The following is a 15,656-nucleotide window of genomic DNA, read 5'->3' on the forward strand; positions in this document are numbered from 1 at the left end:
AGCTGCGGGTTGACACCGTTGGTGTCAGCGGTAGGAGAGCGTTCTAAGGGCATCGAAGCCGGACCGGAAGGACCGGTGGAGCGCTTAGAAGTGAGAATGCCGGTATGAGTAGCGAAAGAGGGGTGAGAATCCCCTCCGCCGAAAGCCTAAGGTTTCCTGAGGAAGGCTCGTCCGCTCAGGGTTAGTCGGGACCTAAGCCGAGGCCGAAAGGCGTAGGTGATGGACAACAGGTTGATATTCCTGTACCACCTCCTCACCGTTTGAGCAATGGGGGGACGCAGGAGGATAGGGCAAGCGCGCGGCTGGATGTGCGCGTCCAAGCAGTTAGGCTGGCAAGCAGGCAAATCCGCTTGCCGGAAGGCTGAACTGTGATGGCGAGGGAAAGGAAGTACCGAAGTTCCCGATTCCACACTGCCAAGAAAAGCCTCTAGCGAGGTGAGAGGTGCCCGTACCGCAAACCGACACAGGTAGGCGAGGAGAGAATCCTAAGGTGAGCGAGAGAACTCTCGTTAAGGAACTCGGCAAAATGACCCCGTAACTTCGGGAGAAGGGGTGCTCATCAAGGTGATAAGCCATGATGAGCCGCAGTGAAAAGGCCCAGGCGACTGTTTAGCAAAAACACAGGTCTCTGCGAAACCGTAAGGTGAAGTATAGGGGCTGACGCCTGCCCGGTGCTGGAAGGTTAAGGGGAGCGCTTAAGCTGTAGCTGAAGGTGCGAACCGAAGCCCCAGTAAACGGCGGCCGTAACTATAACGGTCCTAAGGTAGCGAAATTCCTTGTCGGGTAAGTTCCGACCCGCACGAAAGGCGTAACGATCTGGGCACTGTCTCAACGAGAGACTCGGTGAAATTATAGTACCTGTGAAGATGCAGGTTACCCGCGACAGGACGGAAAGACCCCGTGGAGCTTTACTGCAGCCTGATATTGAATGTGGGTACAGCTTGTACAGGATAGGTAGGAGCCAGAGACGCGTGAGCGCCAGCTTGCGCTGAGGCGACGGTGGGATACTACCCTGGCTGTACTGACATTCTAACCCGCGCCCCTGATCGGGGCGGGAGACAGTGTCAGGTGGGCAGTTTGACTGGGGCGGTCGCCTCCTAAAAGGTAACGGAGGCGCCCAAAGGTTCCCTCAGAATGGTTGGAAATCATTCGGAGAGTGCAAAGGCAGAAGGGAGCTTGACTGCGAGACCTACAAGTCGAGCAGGGACGAAAGTCGGGCTTAGTGATCCGGTGGTTCCGCATGGAAGGGCCATCGCTCAACGGATAAAAGCTACCCCGGGGATAACAGGCTGATCTCCCCCAAGAGTCCACATCGACGGGGAGGTTTGGCACCTCGATGTCGGCTCATCGCATCCTGGGGCTGTAGTCGGTCCCAAGGGTTGGGCTGTTCGCCCATTAAAGCGGTACGCGAGCTGGGTTCAGAACGTCGTGAGACAGTTCGGTCCCTATCCGTCGCGGGCGCAGGAAATTTGAGAGGAGCTGTCCTTAGTACGAGAGGACCGGGATGGACGCACCGCTGGTGTACCAGTTGTCCCGCCAGGGGCACCGCTGGGTAGCTATGTGCGGAAGGGATAAGCGCTGAAAGCATCTAAGCGTGAAGCCCCCCTCAAGATGAGATTTCCCATCGCGAAAAGCGAGTAAGATCCCTTGAAGATGACGAGGTAGATAGGTCCGAGGTGGAAGCGTGGTGACACGTGGAGCTGACGGATACTAATCGATCGAGGACTTAACCAAGTAAGAGCATCTATTCGTGAAAGAAACGTTATCTAGTTTTGAAAGAATGACATTCCGATGTCATTTGACAACAGGAAGGAAAACAGAAAAGGCTGCTTGGTGGCAATGGCGAAGAGGTCACACCCGTTCCCATCCCGAACACGGAAGTTAAGCTCTTCAGCGCCGATGGTAGTGAGGGTTTGTCCCTTGCGAGAGTAGGACGCTGCCAGGCTGCCTTTAAATTCTTTTTGAAAGCTGGGCTTATTGTAGAGAACCATACAAGAGTACATTCTTTTGAAATCATTTTGATATACTGATTGAGCTGTATGTGAACCAAAATATGGTTTATTAAAATATTCCGCAGTAGCTCAGTGGTAGAGCATTCGGCTGTTAACCGAACGGTCGCAGGTTCGAATCCTGCCTGCGGAGCCATGCTTCCATAGCTCAGTTGGTAGAGCACTTCCATGGTAAGGAAGAGGTCACCGGTTCGAGCCCGGTTGGAAGCTTTTCAAAAGCAAATCTTTTCTTGATTTCTATCTATGCCATGTGCTAAAATGTCAAATGTCGGTTGTCATTAAGTTATGAAAATGAAATGGCCCGTTGGTCAAGTGGTTAAGACACCGCCCTTTCACGGCGGTAACACGGGTTCGAATCCCGTACGGGTCACCATGGAGGATTAGCTCAGCTGGGAGAGCACTTGCCTTACAAGCAAGGGGTCGGCGGTTCGATCCCGTCATCCTCCACCATGTACTAAACAAGCTTTTCTTAAGCAAGTTTTATGAGGCTGGCATAACAATTTAAACAAAGGTAAAAACTGAGTGTGATCTAAAGTATTTATTGCGCCGGTGTAGCTCAATTGGTAGAGCAACTGACTTGTAATCAGTAGGTTGGGGGTTCGATTCCTCTCGCCGGCATTTTTAATAATCGGAGGGGTAGCGAAGTGGCTAAACGCGGCGGACTGTAAATCCGCTCCCTTAGGGTTCGGCGGTTCGAATCCGTCCCCCTCCACCATGCCGAAGAATGTTATGAAACATTGAAATCACATTAAACAACAAAATGTTGTATAAAGTGATTTTTTTATTGGTACAATATAATTAGTCAAGAGATGAATGGTGATATTGGGCTATAGCCAAGCGGTAAGGCAACGGACTTTGACTCCGTGATGCGCTGGTTCGAATCCAGCTAGCCCAGCCATTTATTATAAAAAGACAGTTCATGTCTGTTCTTTTTTTTGTAAAAATGTTAGATAGAAAGTAAGATTTAACTAGATTTTACAAAGGGCGAAGCCTCGTCGAATAAGCAACGAGTTGTCCCAACGCATCCAGCATCCTCGAAAGATCAGGAAGAGGAAGGGACATCTGACAAATGAAAAATGGATTAGAAGAAAAAAATTTTTTTACGAGCCATTAGCTCAGTCGGTAGAGCAACGAGCAAGGCTTCATCGAATAGGCGACGAGTTGTCCCGACGCATCTAACATCCTCGAAAGATCAGGAAGAGGAAGGGACATCTGACAAATGAAAAATGGATTAGAAGAAAAAATTTTTTTATGAGCCATTAGCTCAGTCGGTAGAGCATCTGACTTTTAATCAGAGGGTCGGAGGTTCGAATCCTCCATGGCTCACCATTTGTGCGGAAGTAGTTCAGTGGTAGAACACCACCTTGCCAAGGTGGGGGTCGCGGGTTCGAGTCCCGTCTTCCGCTTTTAAATTCAATAGGGAAAATTTTATAAAATGAGATGAACTTAATTCCTGACAAGAAATTGTCAGGATTTTTTTTATGTGCGCCCGGCATGTACATGAACTATAGGGTGTAAGTCCCGAACCCCGAAGACAGAAGTAGAGGTTAGCTCAACGAAAGGGTGTCCGTGGTGACGCGGAATCTGAAGGAAGCTGGAGGCAAAACACCGGTCCGAGGAACACGAACCTCATATAAGGCTAGGTATGATTGAGTGAGTTTGCCAAACAAAACAAAGCTCTTTCTGTCGAAGGTCATATCGAGTAAATGAGGCGGATAGATGGTGTGAAAGTGCATGTATTTACCCGGGGAGGCGCTATTTGCAGTGCTTTTGTAGTTTCGCTGCCCCAGTGAAAGTGCATGTACTTACCCGGGGAGGTCTGGCGGATAGGTGAAATACTCTTCATAACCTACTTAGTGATAAGTAGCTGAACCGTCAGAAGTCAGCAGAGGTCATAGTATTAGTTGGTCTAGAACAACTAAGAAGGACCGAACAATTAAGAGAGAATAGCCCTTGGCATTCAGTGAGTCATGATGAACACAGGAAACGTAGTACCTCACTTGAGGGAGGAAGCGGTGAATCCCGTGGGAGACCTCTTGGAGGGTGGAGTGACCACTGGCATAAAGAGAACAGCTATTCACGGAAGTTATAAAGACTTGCGTCAATTATCTTAATTGAACCGCCGTATACGGAACCGTACGTACGGTGGTGTGAGAGGACGGGAGTTAATCGCTCCCTCCTACTCGATTTGAAAATGTTACTAATCCCTTCGATTATATCTAATCCTCGCTTTTGAATCTCAAAATAATGATATGTAGGAGCATTCTCCTTTTTAGTCCCATAACAGCCTTTTAAATTTGGATATACCATTGAAGGCGAATTGTATTTTTCCTTTTAGGATTGGTAATGCGGTTGTTCCGAAATGGAACCATGATTTTTTGGTTGATTTTAAAAATTAGTCTCTTTTCCAGAAGATTGTTTCTGTAGAGGATGATTTGTGTAAAACATTTTGCATAATGGACTGCCCAGCAAAGGTTTTTACGGGTGTTGTGACGAAGTATATCGACAAACTTCTGTCTTGTTTCATTTTTTGAAATAGCACAGATCCGGATGAGGACGAATAAATTTCGACACCATTTATAAATTCAAACGGCTTAAAGGAGTTGTGATTCGATGCCTTTTATCAACGTAAAGCTGGCTAAAGGAAGAACCGCAGAACAGAAACAGCAGTTTACTGAGGCAATAACAAAAGCAGCAGCGCAAATACTAAACGTGAAAGAAGAATGGGTTACAGTAGTTTTCGATGAATATGAGAGAGATAATTGGGCTTCCGGTGGAACACTTCACTCGATAAAATTTGGGGAAGGTTTCGGGAAAATGGGAGCTGAATGAATATCCATCATCCTGTAATTCAAAGATAAAAAATGACCTCCCCAATTGGAAAAGGGGAGGTGAAGTTTTTTCATTTGCCTAAAGTCGGTCAATATTTTCATCTTGGAGAAACCCAGCTTTCATCGCATAATGTTCCATCACTTGCTGAAGCCACTCCTCTTCCTCCTGTGTAAATGGAGATGGCAATTTATTTTCAAAAGTTTTAATTTCAGCTTCATCTAAATTCCCGATAGCACTAATTAATTCTTTTCCGATAAATTCTAATATTGTTTTCATATATTTTTCGACTAACGCTTCTACCTCAGGATCATCGACAGGTCTTCCTGCCAATCTTTTTGTTTCTTGGGATAATTGGATGTATTCTTTGTCAAGGGAGATCATTACCTCTTCAGGCTGATCAAAAAGCTTTTCAGCTACTTCTTTTGATGTATAATGTTCTAACCATTTGCGCTGTTCTTTTTCTGTTTGTATGCTCTGAATAAGACTCATTAAAACATTGCTATCCACTTCTTTTTCTTCTTCTAAAATCGTGAGAATTCGTTTAATGGCTTTGAGCACTTCTTCAATATGTTCCTTTCGTTCTTCAAGCGCTTCTTTTTGGAACTGTAAAGTTTCCTTTAAGTTTAAATCGAAGTTGGTTTCATTCATTAACTCTTTGATTTGTTCTAAACTGTATCCTAAAAATTTAAGACTGACTATTTTTTGAAGTGTCAATACATCATGAGCAGAGTATAATCGGTGTCCAGAACGAGGATTTTTTTTCGGTTTGAGCAGTCCAATTTGATCATAATAATGCAATGTTCGGATTGTTGTTCCCGTCTTTTTAGAAAATTCGCCAATCGTAAAGTAAGTCTCTTCCTTCATTTTAACATCGCCCCCAAAATACTTATCTTTATAAACCTATTGTGATCATAATACCTAACGCGGCGTGAGGTGCAACCCCTCTGAAAAAATTTGTAATGTCATTTTTCATTATGACAAGTTGGACGTTTCTTTATAAAAAGCCCAGAAATGGGAATAAGAAAGGTTTTTGCTACAAAAGGAAAAAATTTTTCTTGCAGATGAAAACATAAATTCCTAAAATTTGCTAGAATAGATGTATAAAAAAATGAAACCTTTGGGGAACGAATTCGTATCATGATGTACCCGCAACTGCGGAGGTAGAAAAATGGAAGAATTTATAAATAAAAAGATCAAACAAATTAAAAAAGGCGACCAAAATGCATTTGCAGAAGTTGTTGAATTATATAAAGATAAAATTTTTCAACTTTGTTATCGAATGCTGGGAAACGCCCATGAAGCTGAGGACATAGCACAGGAAGCATTTATAAGAGTGTATATGAACATCCATTCATTTGATATGAACAAAAAATTTTCTACATGGATTTATCGGATTGCAACCAATTTATCGATTGATCGTATTCGGAAAAAGAAACCGGACTATTATTTAGATGCAGAAGTTGCGGGGACTGATGGCTTAACAATGTACTCCCAAGTATCATCTGATATTGCAATGCCTGAAAAAGAAGTTGAAGCAATTGAACTGCAAGAAACGATTCAAAAAGAAATTTTAAAACTGCCAGATAAATATCGATCAGTCATCGTATTGAGATATATTGAGGAGCTATCCTTGCAAGAAATCGCAGAGATATTGGAACTTCCAGTCGGAACAGTTAAAACAAGAATACACCGGGGACGGGAGGCTTTACGCAAACAATTAAGGCATTTGTGATTGGGGTGAGTAAGATGAAATGTCCTAAGCATGTAGTGGAGATGATCCATAAGTATTTGGACGGGGATTTGCATGAGGATGAAGGTCGTGAGTTAAAAAAACACTTGCAATCCTGTGAGGATTGCAAGGCACATTATCAAGAATTGGAAAAAGCTGTAGCGTTTGTCAAGAGTATCTCACATGTTGAAGCACCGGCAGATTTTACGCAAAAGGTGTTAGAAAAACTGCCAAAAGAAAAGCGTACGGTCTCAACTAGACGCTGGTTCCGAAATCATCCTTTCTTTTCAGCCGCTGCACTATTTGTTATTCTAATGACTGGAAGTTTATTTGCTTCTTATGAAGAAAGCCAATTCAGCGTAACAAAGTATGATAATTTGGTTGTTGACAACCGTACTGTTATTGTGCCTGAAGGAGAAACGGTGAAAGGTGATATTACTGTTAAAAACGGTGATATTAAAATAGAAGGAAAAGTTGAAGGAAATGTAACGGTGATTAACGGAGACCAATATTTGGCTTCTGCCGGTCAAGTTACCGGAGAGGTTGAGGAAATAAACGAATTGTTTGAGTGGCTGTGGTATGAAGTAAAATCGACTCTGTCAGAGGTTTTTAAACAATAGGCCATCTTTAGTAGGATGGTCTATTTTTATGTTTAAGTGCATTTAGGAAAAGTTATGATATAATAAAGTGGAATTTTGATTAGAGAGATTTTCAAACCTAGAAGTTTGATTAGAATAGATCAATCGCGATTTGATGAACTATTGGAGGAAAACAATATGACCTTAGGGGATTTTTCTCTTTTGCATTACCTCACAGATGTCATTGATATTCTCCTCGTTTGGTTCGTTATCTATAAATTGATTATGGTGATTCGTGGAACGAAAGCTGTTCAGCTTTTAAAAGGAATTATCGTAATCATTATCGTTAAAGTGTTAAGCCAATATTTAGGCTTGAATACTTTGCAGTGGTTAATGGACCAAGTGTTGATTTGGGGTTTTTTGGCTATCATCATTATTTTCCAGCCGGAGTTTCGCAGAGCCCTTGAGCAATTAGGAAGGGGGCGTCTATTTGCAAGGGCAGCTAGCCAGGAAGATGATGGGCAAACAAACATGACCGAAGCAATAGCAAAAGCTGTTGAGTATATGGCGAAAAGGAGAATCGGTGCTCTCATTTCGATTGAACGAAAAATAGGAATGGAGGATTATGTTGAGACCGGTATACCGCTAAATGCCCATATTTCTGCTGAACTTTTAATTAATATTTTTATTCCTAATACCCCTTTGCATGATGGTGCAGTTATTATACAAAAAGATCAAGTGTCCGCTGCTGCTTGTTATTTGCCGCTTTCCGAAAGTCCGTTTATATCGAAGGAGCTCGGCACACGCCATCGCGCTGCTGTGGGAATTAGTGAAGTAACTGATAGTATAACTATTATTGTTTCTGAAGAAACAGGCGGTATATCGATTGCCAAGGATGGTGAACTGCATAGACATTTAACTCCAGAAACGTTAAAGGAGATGCTCTTGGCAGAGTTTAACCGAACGAAAGCTGTTTCCTCTAGCCGCTGGCAATGGAGGGTGAAAAAGAATGGATAAATTAATGAATAGCAACTGGTTTATGCGAATCATTGCATTGTTGCTAGCGCTCATGCTATATGCCTCTGTGAATATAGAATCGCCTGCTTCAAATAATGAAGAAAAATACAATATATTTCAGACGCCATCCACAACAGAAACAGCTACAATTACGAATGTGCCCGTAAACGTATACTATGATGACCGTGCATTTGTTGTCACCGGTATTCCCCAAACCGTTACCGTTACGATTGAAGGGCCAAAAAGTATTGTCACTACAACAAAACAAGTCAAGGACTTTGAAATTTTTGCAGATTTAACGGATTTATCCATTGGCACGCACAGCGTCCGTTTGAAACATAAAAACTTGTCTGACCAATTGGAGGTTGACATTGATCCGGCTGTCATTACAGTAGGTATTCATGAAAAGGTATCTGAAAATTTTCCGGTCGATGTGGATGTGATCAATAAAAACAAGATGGAGGAAGGTTACATTGCGGAGCGTCCGATTGTTAAACCGGACAGTGTAAAAATTACAGGCGCAAAAGAGCATGTTGATGCTGTAGCTGTTGTGAAAGCAACAGTAAGTTTGGAAGGTGCTGATGGAACAGTTGTACAGGAGTCAAAAGTGACGGTATACGATGCAAATGGGAACATCCTGCCTGTTACAATCGAACCGTCAGCAGTTACCGTAACAGTTCCGGTAGAAAGCCCAACGAAATCGAAATCTGTACCTTTAAAAATCAAAACAACAGGAAAGCTTTCTGATGGGCTGAACATATCATCGATTCAATCGATCCCTAGCCAGGTGACAATTTATGGACCAAAGGATGTTCTAGAGAGAATTAATTCTATTGATGATGTATCTATCGACTTAAGCAAAATCCAAGAAAATGCTACAGTTGAAGCTGATGTTCCGGCTCCGGATGGAGTGACAAACGTTGTCCCGAATAAAGTTCAAGTTAAAATAGATATTGAAAAACAGGAAGAAAAAACGTTTAAACAGGTACCGATCAAAGTCATCGGTCTAGGAAACGGTCAGGAGATTGAATTTATTGATCCGGATACAGGAAAGCTGGATGTTGTTTTGCGAGGAAAAGACAGTGTTTTGAAAAACGTAAAAGAATCCGATATCGAATTGTATGTAAATGCTGCAGGGTTAGATGAAGGAGAACATGAAGTAAATGTGGGGGCCAAAAACCGTTACAACCTCTCGGCAGTTTTATCAAGAAAAAAAGTGAAGATTCGCTTGTCCAATAAAGAAAACTCGTTGGAAGAAGCAGATAATGAAAGAAGAAATCAAATAGAAAAACATAACGATTCAGTTGAACCATCTGAACAAAGAAAGTCTGCTGAAGAAGCTTCAAATTAAGTGATATTTTTTAAAAGGAGCGATGATTCATGGGAAAATATTTCGGTACAGACGGAGTAAGAGGAGTTGCCAACAGTGAACTCACTCCTGAATTAGCGTTTAAAATAGGACGCTTTGGCGGGTACGTGTTAACAAAAGATAAAAATAGACCAAAAGTGTTGATTGGCCGGGATACCCGCATTTCAGGTCATATGCTTGAGGGGGCTTTAGTTGCCGGGCTTCTTTCCATTGGCGCTGAGGTAATGAGGCTTGGAGTCATTAGCACACCAGGTGTTGCTTATTTGACAAAGGCTTTAGGAGCCGAAGCAGGCATCATGATCTCCGCTTCGCATAATCCTGTTCAAGATAACGGAATAAAATTTTTCGGTCCTGATGGTTTTAAGCTTTCCGATGAACAAGAAGAAGAAATTGAAGCGCTGCTCGATCAAGAAGAAGATAACCTTCCTAGACCGACCGGCTCTGATCTGGGGCAAGTGAGCGATTATTTTGAAGGCGTACAAAAATACTTGCAATATTTAAAACAGACGGTTGACGAAGAGTTCACTGGTTTCCATATCGCTTTGGACTGTGCGCACGGAGCCACATCATCACTGGCTACACATCTTTTTGCCGATTTGGATGCAGATGTTTCGACAATCGGTGCATCTCCAAATGGCCTGAATATTAACGATGGGGTTGGGTCTACTCATCCAGAAACGTTAGCGGAATTTGTGAAAGAAAAAGAAGCAGATATAGGTTTAGCGTTTGACGGTGATGGGGACCGTTTGATTGCCATTGATGAGAACGGAAAAATTGTTGATGGGGATCAAATTATGTTTATTTGCGCCAAATATTTAAAAGAGCAGGGAATGCTGAACGGGGACACTGTTGTATCGACAGTTATGAGCAACCTTGGCTTTTATAAAGCTTTGGAGGCAAATGGACTAAAAAGCGTTCAAACCGCTGTCGGCGATCGTTATGTTGTCGAAGCGATGAAGAAAAACAACTACAATTTAGGTGGAGAGCAATCCGGACATATTATTTTTCTTGACTACAATACGACGGGTGACGGTCTTTTAACGGCGATTCAGCTTGTCAACATAATGAAGACAAAAGGCAAAAAGCTCTCTGAACTTGCGAGTGAAATGAAAAAATTCCCGCAGCTTTTGATCAATGTAAAGGTGCAGGACAAGCAGGCTGTCATGGAAAATGAAAAAGTAAAAGCTGTTATAGAAGAAGTAGAAAAAGAAATGAACGGAAATGGAAGAATTCTCGTACGTCCTTCCGGAACAGAACCGCTCGTTCGTGTAATGGCCGAAGCGCCGACGGAAGATGAATGCCAGAGGTACGTGAAAAAAATTGAGGAAGTTATCAAAGCGGAAATGGGCGTTGAATGATGAAGACGGGGGCTGTCCGGTAAGTCTCTAAAATAAATAAGTGGAGAAAAACAATGCGTTTTTCTCCACTTGCTTGTGCGCCCGGCATGGGTGTAATCTATAGGGTGAAAGTCCCGAGCTGCGAAGGCAGAAGTAGCAGTTAGCTTAACGCAAGGGTGTCCGTGGTGACGCGGAATCTGAAGGAAGCGAGCGGCAAACTTTAAGGTCTCTCGGAACACGAACTTCATATGAGGCTAGGTATCACTGGGTGAGTTTGCAAGACAAAACAAAGCCCTTTCTGCCGAAGGTGATACAGAGTAAATGAAGCAGATGGATGGAAGGAAAGATTACACTCTTACCCGGGGAGGTCTGGCTGGCACGCCAAGTAACCTTGGTAACCTATCTAGTGATAGATAGCTGAACAGTCAGAAGTCAGCAGAGGTCATAGTATTAGTTGGTCTAGAACAACTAAGAAGGACCGAACAATTAAGAGAGAATAGCCCTTGGCATTCAGTGAGTCATGATGAACACAGAAAACGTAGTACCTCACTTGAGGGAGGAAGCGGTGAATCCCGTGGGAGATCTCTTGGAGGGTGGAGTGACCACTGGCATAAAGAGAACAGCTATTCACGGAAGTTATAAAGACTTGCGTCAATCATCTTAATGGAACCGCCGTATACGGAACCGTACGTACGGTGGTGTGAGAGGACGGGAGTTAATCGCTCCCTCCTACTCGATTTATTTTTCGATTTTTATCTGAAAGTAGCTTGCGGATGTCGGCTACTTTCAGGAGGTTGTGGGGAGGCAAGCTCCCTTTCTTTATTGAATATTCATTGTATCGAGAAAGCGTTTGAAATCATATAATACAATATGGAAAGACAGAAATGAATTGACGAACTGTTTTTCCATATTGTAATATATAAATTGTTTTAGCACATTCTAGAATAGAAAGGTGGGCAGTTAGAAAATTTTTTATTGTAAAGCGCCTGGACTAAGCAGGAGCGGACATCTGCTTAGTTGACGAGGAGGAGGTTTATCGAAGTTTCGGCGGATGCCTCCCGGTTGCCTTCCCGTACAGCCGTAAAGTCACGTCTTAAAACAAAGAGGCGACTCTTTGCACAAAAAGACTGTGACATAACGGGATACATTTTACAAAACATGTGTGAGGGGACAGAGAAGCTTTGATGGCTGGAAAGAGATCTGTCCCCAGTTGTTCAGGCTTCTTTTGTCCCCTTTAAATGGGGAGGAAACTAAGACTATGTGCGGAATTGTAGGATATATCGGACAACAAGACTGCAAGGAAATTTTATTGCGCGGTTTGGAAAAATTAGAATACAGAGGCTACGACTCTGCAGGTATTGCAGTATTAAACGGAGAAGGAACATATGTATTTAAAGAAAAAGGACGCATTGCGGAGCTTCGTGAAGGTGTGGATAGAAGTGTTTCAGCTTCCATCGGAATTGGCCACACACGGTGGGCTACTCATGGAGCGCCTAGCAAAGAAAATGCGCATCCTCACCAAAGTGCATCCAAACGCTTTACACTTGTGCATAACGGTGTCATTGAAAACTATTTGCAAGTAAAGCGTGAGTATTTACAAAATGTTGAATTAAAAAGTGAAACGGATACGGAAGTTATTGTTCAAACAATTGAACAATTTGTCAACAAAGGTTTAAGTGTCGAAGAAGCATTTCGCCAAACATTATCCTTGTTGAAGGGATCTTATGCGATCGCTCTATTAGATGAACATAACCGAGACGTGATCTATGTTGCGAAAAACAAAAGCCCTCTTCTTGTGGGACTTGGCGGAGACTTTAATGTTGTGGCTTCAGACGCCATGGCAATGCTGCAAGTAACAAATCAATTTGTCGAATTAATGGATAAAGAAATCGTTATTGTCACTCGTGATCAAGTGACAATCAAAAATTTAAACGGGGACGTAATAGAACGCGCTCCATATACTGCTGAACTTGATGCAAGCGACATTGAAAAAGGAACATACCCTCACTACATGTTGAAAGAAATTGATGAACAACCGCTTGTTATACGTAAAATTATTCAAAAATATCAAGACGAACACGATCAATTAAAAATTGATCAAGAAATTGTTCAAGCTGTTCATGAAGCGGACCGCATTTATATTATAGCGTGCGGAACGAGCTATCACGCAGGGCTTGTAGGAAAGCAATTAATCGAAAAATGGGCAAAAGTACCGACAGAAGTGCACGTTGCCAGTGAATTTTCATACAATATGCCGCTTTTATCAAATAATCCGCTGTTTATTTTCATTTCACAAAGCGGAGAAACGGCAGACAGCCGTGCGGTGCTTGTTCAAGTGAAGGAGCTTGGACATAAAGCATTAACTATAACGAATGTTCCGGGTTCAACTCTTTCCCGTGAGGCGGACTATACGCTGCTGCTTCATGCCGGACCTGAAATTGCGGTTGCGTCTACAAAAGCATATACAGCACAAATTGCGGTTCTTGCCATTTTAGCAGCTGTTGCAGCTGAAACAAAAGGAATCAAGCTTGATTTTAACCTATTGCAAGAACTTGCCATTATTTCGAATGCAATGGAAACACTATGCGGCCAAAAGGATGAAATGGAACAAATTGCCCGAGACTATCTTTTGACAGCTCGAAACTGCTTCTTTATCGGCCGTGCCGTTGACTATTACGTCTGCTTAGAAGGCGCGCTCAAATTAAAAGAAATTTCCTACATTCAAGCGGAAGGATTTGCCGGCGGCGAGTTAAAGCATGGAACCATTGCGTTAATTGAGAACGGAACACCGGTCATTGCTTTATCAACCCAAGAGCATGTAAACTTAAGCATTCGCGGAAATGTAAAAGAAGTTGTTGCCCGCGGTGCATATCCATGCGTTATTTCCATGAAAGGACTTGAAGAAGACGATGACCGTTTCATCTTGCCAAAAGTTCATGAAGATCTAACACCGCTTGTTGCCGTCATTCCAATGCAGCTCATTGCATACTACGCTGCCCTTCACCGCGGCTGCGACGTCGACAAACCACGCAACCTAGCCAAAAGCGTAACAGTCGAATAAAGCAATTGGGCAGTGGATATGTGGCTTTGAATAAAGTCATACCGTTTATAAAAAATTGCACAGTTTTACCCCTTTAGATTATGATTGTCTAAAGGGGTGTTTTTATGTCCAAAAGAAGAACATCTAAAGCTGATTAAAGTAGATCGTGGCTCAGGTATAGGTTTTGATATTGGCACTGGTTAAACATTCAAGACGACCTTTACTAGATCGCTCTGCTCGTTTAAAGGGAACTAAAACGAATAACAGCACAGATTTAGAACGAAACCACTTTGATTTAACTGAATATTCTGATTTTCATCATTGATATTGGAGAACAGTTTCCTTTATTGCCGTTGGAAGAAACAATTGTCATTTCCAATTGTAGTGCCCGGATTAAGCGATAAACCGTTTCCCATCCAGTAATTCCGTCTTCAGTCACTTCATTAAAACCAGCTCTACCGCCATAGGTTTTATTCAGTCATCTTTGAACCTCTAAAACTCTTTCATCCATTCTCCTTTTCTCCTTTCTTTTCTATTAACTTACAATTCAATCTTATTTTGTTTAGAAAAGAGAAAAATATAGTAAAAATCTTTAAAAAGTCAGGAAAAAGTAAACAATTCATTTAATTTTTTTTTTTTACGGTGATTTATAAAATTTTTGTAAAGTTATTACTAGCTCAAAAAGTTTAGTTTGTTTTCTGCAAGAAAAAAATACAGAGTGTTGCAGTATATCTTTATCAAAATTTTGAATAAATATACATATATGTATGTGATCTATCCATCAAGGGCTTGACATGGATTCTCTAACGAGAAGCGTGCTTAAATGAAATGTCAGAGAAACAACGTGAAATGTTGATATATTATGTCAAATATAATTTGGATTTTTATTACCTTTTCAACTAGTAATAAAAGCAAAAACGCAATTCTTCAATAGGCCTTATTATGCAAATGAGAAGTACAGGAACGGTCCGATAAATTCTAAAATGAAGCCAGTAGAGAAAAATGAGTTGTTTTTGTCCGCTGGCTTTTCTAATTTTTCGATTCTTGTCTGAGTTGAAAATGCGGACCCATATTTTCAGGATGCTGTGAACTATTGCCACAATTCCAAACTCGCCCTCCTGCAAGGATCATCTGCAGATCACCCTTGATGTGTCTGAACATTTTTTTACTTCGACTTTGAGTCGAATGTAAAAAAATCACATCTTTCTTCCTACGTTTTAGGAACTGCTATTTCTTTCATTTTTCTTTGAACCAACTGGTCAAGTAAGTTCCCGAGAAAGGTGCAATCGTGGAACGACTTGAATATTATGGACTTTTCAAGCAGGGGTCGGAATGTGCATTATACGACCAATGCGATCGAAAGAAATTCGGAAATAGTTGAAATCGATGGGCATTTGAGCAGTTTAGCAATCTCGGGGAAAAGTTGTATATTTGATGATATAAACTTTCATGAGAAATGGGCAGAGCAAAAGTAGAGAGGAGTACCGAAGCAAAGGAAGTCTTTCAGCAAATGTTTGGTAAATGTTGCAATGAACCATTATTGCAAAAAGACCGTACAGGAGACTTAAAATTTAGCCGCATTGTGTGAAGAAAACAGCCCTCTATTCTAAATTTCCATCAGAGGTACTTTATTTATCTTGCATTATACAAAATTATTGACGTTACCGAGTCAGTATCATTAGAATAAAAAGGTTAACTTTTCCATTTGTCCTGTCTGGCATATTATTTTTTAAAAATTGTTCCTT

8 protein-coding genes, 9 tRNA genes and 2 rRNA genes (1 of these 19 cut by a window edge) are annotated in these 15,656 nt (G+C 42.0%); 18 read left to right on the forward strand and 1 reads right to left on the reverse strand.

Translation table 11 applies throughout. From position 1 onward, the window contains the following. From NSQ44_RS00985 to NSQ44_RS01040, 12 genes are all read left to right on the forward strand, one after another. A 23S ribosomal RNA gene (locus tag NSQ44_RS00985) occupies window positions 1-1,734 on the forward strand; it begins 1,235 nt to the left of the window's first position. Between the two features lie 95 nt (window positions 1,735-1,829). After that, a 5S ribosomal RNA gene (gene rrf / locus NSQ44_RS00990) occupies window positions 1,830-1,945 on the forward strand. A 125-nt stretch (window positions 1,946-2,070) separates the two neighbouring features. Continuing rightward, a tRNA-Asn gene (locus NSQ44_RS00995) sits at window positions 2,071-2,145 on the forward strand. A gap of 1 nt (window position 2,146) precedes the next feature. Then, window positions 2,147-2,219: transfer RNA gene (locus NSQ44_RS01000), tRNA-Thr, on the forward strand. A gap of 88 nt (window positions 2,220-2,307) precedes the next feature. Then, window positions 2,308-2,382, forward strand: a tRNA-Glu gene (locus NSQ44_RS01005). Between the two features lies 1 nt (window position 2,383). After that, a tRNA-Val gene (locus NSQ44_RS01010) sits at window positions 2,384-2,459 on the forward strand. Between the two features lie 95 nt (window positions 2,460-2,554). Then, a tRNA-Thr gene (locus NSQ44_RS01015) sits at window positions 2,555-2,627 on the forward strand. Between the two features lie 12 nt (window positions 2,628-2,639). Further along, window positions 2,640-2,724 (forward strand) — tRNA-Tyr (locus NSQ44_RS01020). 108 nt (window positions 2,725-2,832) lie between these two features. Further along, window positions 2,833-2,907: transfer RNA gene (locus NSQ44_RS01025), tRNA-Gln, on the forward strand. 355 nt (window positions 2,908-3,262) lie between these two features. Then, window positions 3,263-3,338 (forward strand) — tRNA-Lys (locus tag NSQ44_RS01030). A 5-nt stretch (window positions 3,339-3,343) separates the two neighbouring features. Further along, window positions 3,344-3,415 (forward strand) — tRNA-Gly (locus NSQ44_RS01035). A gap of 1,207 nt (window positions 3,416-4,622) precedes the next feature. After that, entirely contained in the window at window positions 4,623-4,841 is a 219-nt protein-coding gene (locus NSQ44_RS01040) for a tautomerase family protein (RefSeq protein ID WP_066251730.1), read from the forward strand. Window positions 4,842-4,919: 78 nt separating this feature from the next. On the opposite strand, the gene NSQ44_RS01045 is transcribed toward NSQ44_RS01040, so the two are convergent. Continuing rightward, the gene (locus NSQ44_RS01045; protein ID WP_340854493.1) at window positions 4,920-5,705 is read right to left on the reverse strand and encodes a MerR family transcriptional regulator; all 786 of its coding nucleotides are present in this window, start codon (window positions 5,703-5,705) and stop codon (window positions 4,920-4,922) included. Window positions 5,706-6,009: 304 nt separating this feature from the next. Here NSQ44_RS01045 and sigW point away from each other — a divergent pair, with 304 nt between their 5' ends. The 6 genes from sigW (at window position 6,010) to glmS (ending at window position 13,932) form a co-directional block, all read left to right on the forward strand. Continuing rightward, window positions 6,010-6,573, forward strand: a complete 564-nt coding sequence (gene sigW, locus NSQ44_RS01050; RefSeq protein ID WP_340854496.1) for an RNA polymerase sigma factor SigW — start codon at window positions 6,010-6,012, stop codon at window positions 6,571-6,573. 14 nt (window positions 6,574-6,587) lie between these two features. Then, window positions 6,588-7,190 (forward strand): anti-sigma factor family protein, encoded by a 603-nt coding sequence (locus tag NSQ44_RS01055; protein WP_063388713.1) that lies wholly within the window; start codon window positions 6,588-6,590, stop codon window positions 7,188-7,190. Window positions 7,191-7,346: 156 nt separating this feature from the next. Beyond that, a complete protein-coding gene (cdaA, locus tag NSQ44_RS01060; RefSeq protein WP_340854497.1) occupies window positions 7,347-8,165 on the forward strand; it encodes a diadenylate cyclase CdaA in 819 nt (272 codons plus the stop codon). After that, window positions 8,158-9,516 (forward strand): CdaR family protein, encoded by a 1,359-nt coding sequence (locus NSQ44_RS01065; RefSeq protein WP_340854499.1) that lies wholly within the window; start codon window positions 8,158-8,160, stop codon window positions 9,514-9,516. Before cdaA ends, NSQ44_RS01065 begins: the two co-directional genes overlap by 8 nt. Window positions 9,517-9,545: 29 nt before the next feature. Beyond that, window positions 9,546-10,892 carry a phosphoglucosamine mutase gene (gene glmM, locus NSQ44_RS01070; protein ID WP_340854502.1) on the forward strand — a complete coding sequence of 449 codons (1,347 nt, stop codon included), beginning with the start codon at window positions 9,546-9,548 and terminating at the stop codon, window positions 10,890-10,892. A gap of 1,237 nt (window positions 10,893-12,129) precedes the next feature. Further along, a complete protein-coding gene (gene glmS, locus NSQ44_RS01075; RefSeq protein WP_340854504.1) occupies window positions 12,130-13,932 on the forward strand; it encodes a glutamine--fructose-6-phosphate transaminase (isomerizing) in 1,803 nt (600 codons plus the stop codon). Window positions 13,933-15,656 lie beyond the last annotated feature (1,724 nt).

It is taken from the genome of Aeribacillus sp. FSL M8-0254 (assembly GCF_038008845.1).
Taxonomy (GTDB): domain Bacteria; phylum Bacillota; class Bacilli; order Bacillales; family Aeribacillaceae; genus Aeribacillus; species Aeribacillus composti.

Coding starts and splice junctions, on each gene's coding strand:
- NSQ44_RS01040 (WP_066251730.1), top strand. CDS start 4,623: ATGCCTTTTATCAACGTAAAGCTGGCTAAAGGAAGAACCGCAGAACAG.
- NSQ44_RS01045 (WP_340854493.1), bottom strand. CDS start 5,705: ATGAAGGAAGAGACTTACTTTACGATTGGCGAATTTTCTAAAAAGACG.
- sigW (WP_340854496.1), top strand. CDS start 6,010: ATGGAAGAATTTATAAATAAAAAGATCAAACAAATTAAAAAAGGCGAC.
- NSQ44_RS01055 (WP_063388713.1), top strand. CDS start 6,588: ATGAAATGTCCTAAGCATGTAGTGGAGATGATCCATAAGTATTTGGAC.
- cdaA (WP_340854497.1), top strand. CDS start 7,347: ATGACCTTAGGGGATTTTTCTCTTTTGCATTACCTCACAGATGTCATT.
- NSQ44_RS01065 (WP_340854499.1), top strand. CDS start 8,158: ATGGATAAATTAATGAATAGCAACTGGTTTATGCGAATCATTGCATTG.
- glmM (WP_340854502.1), top strand. CDS start 9,546: ATGGGAAAATATTTCGGTACAGACGGAGTAAGAGGAGTTGCCAACAGT.
- glmS (WP_340854504.1), top strand. CDS start 12,130: ATGTGCGGAATTGTAGGATATATCGGACAACAAGACTGCAAGGAAATT.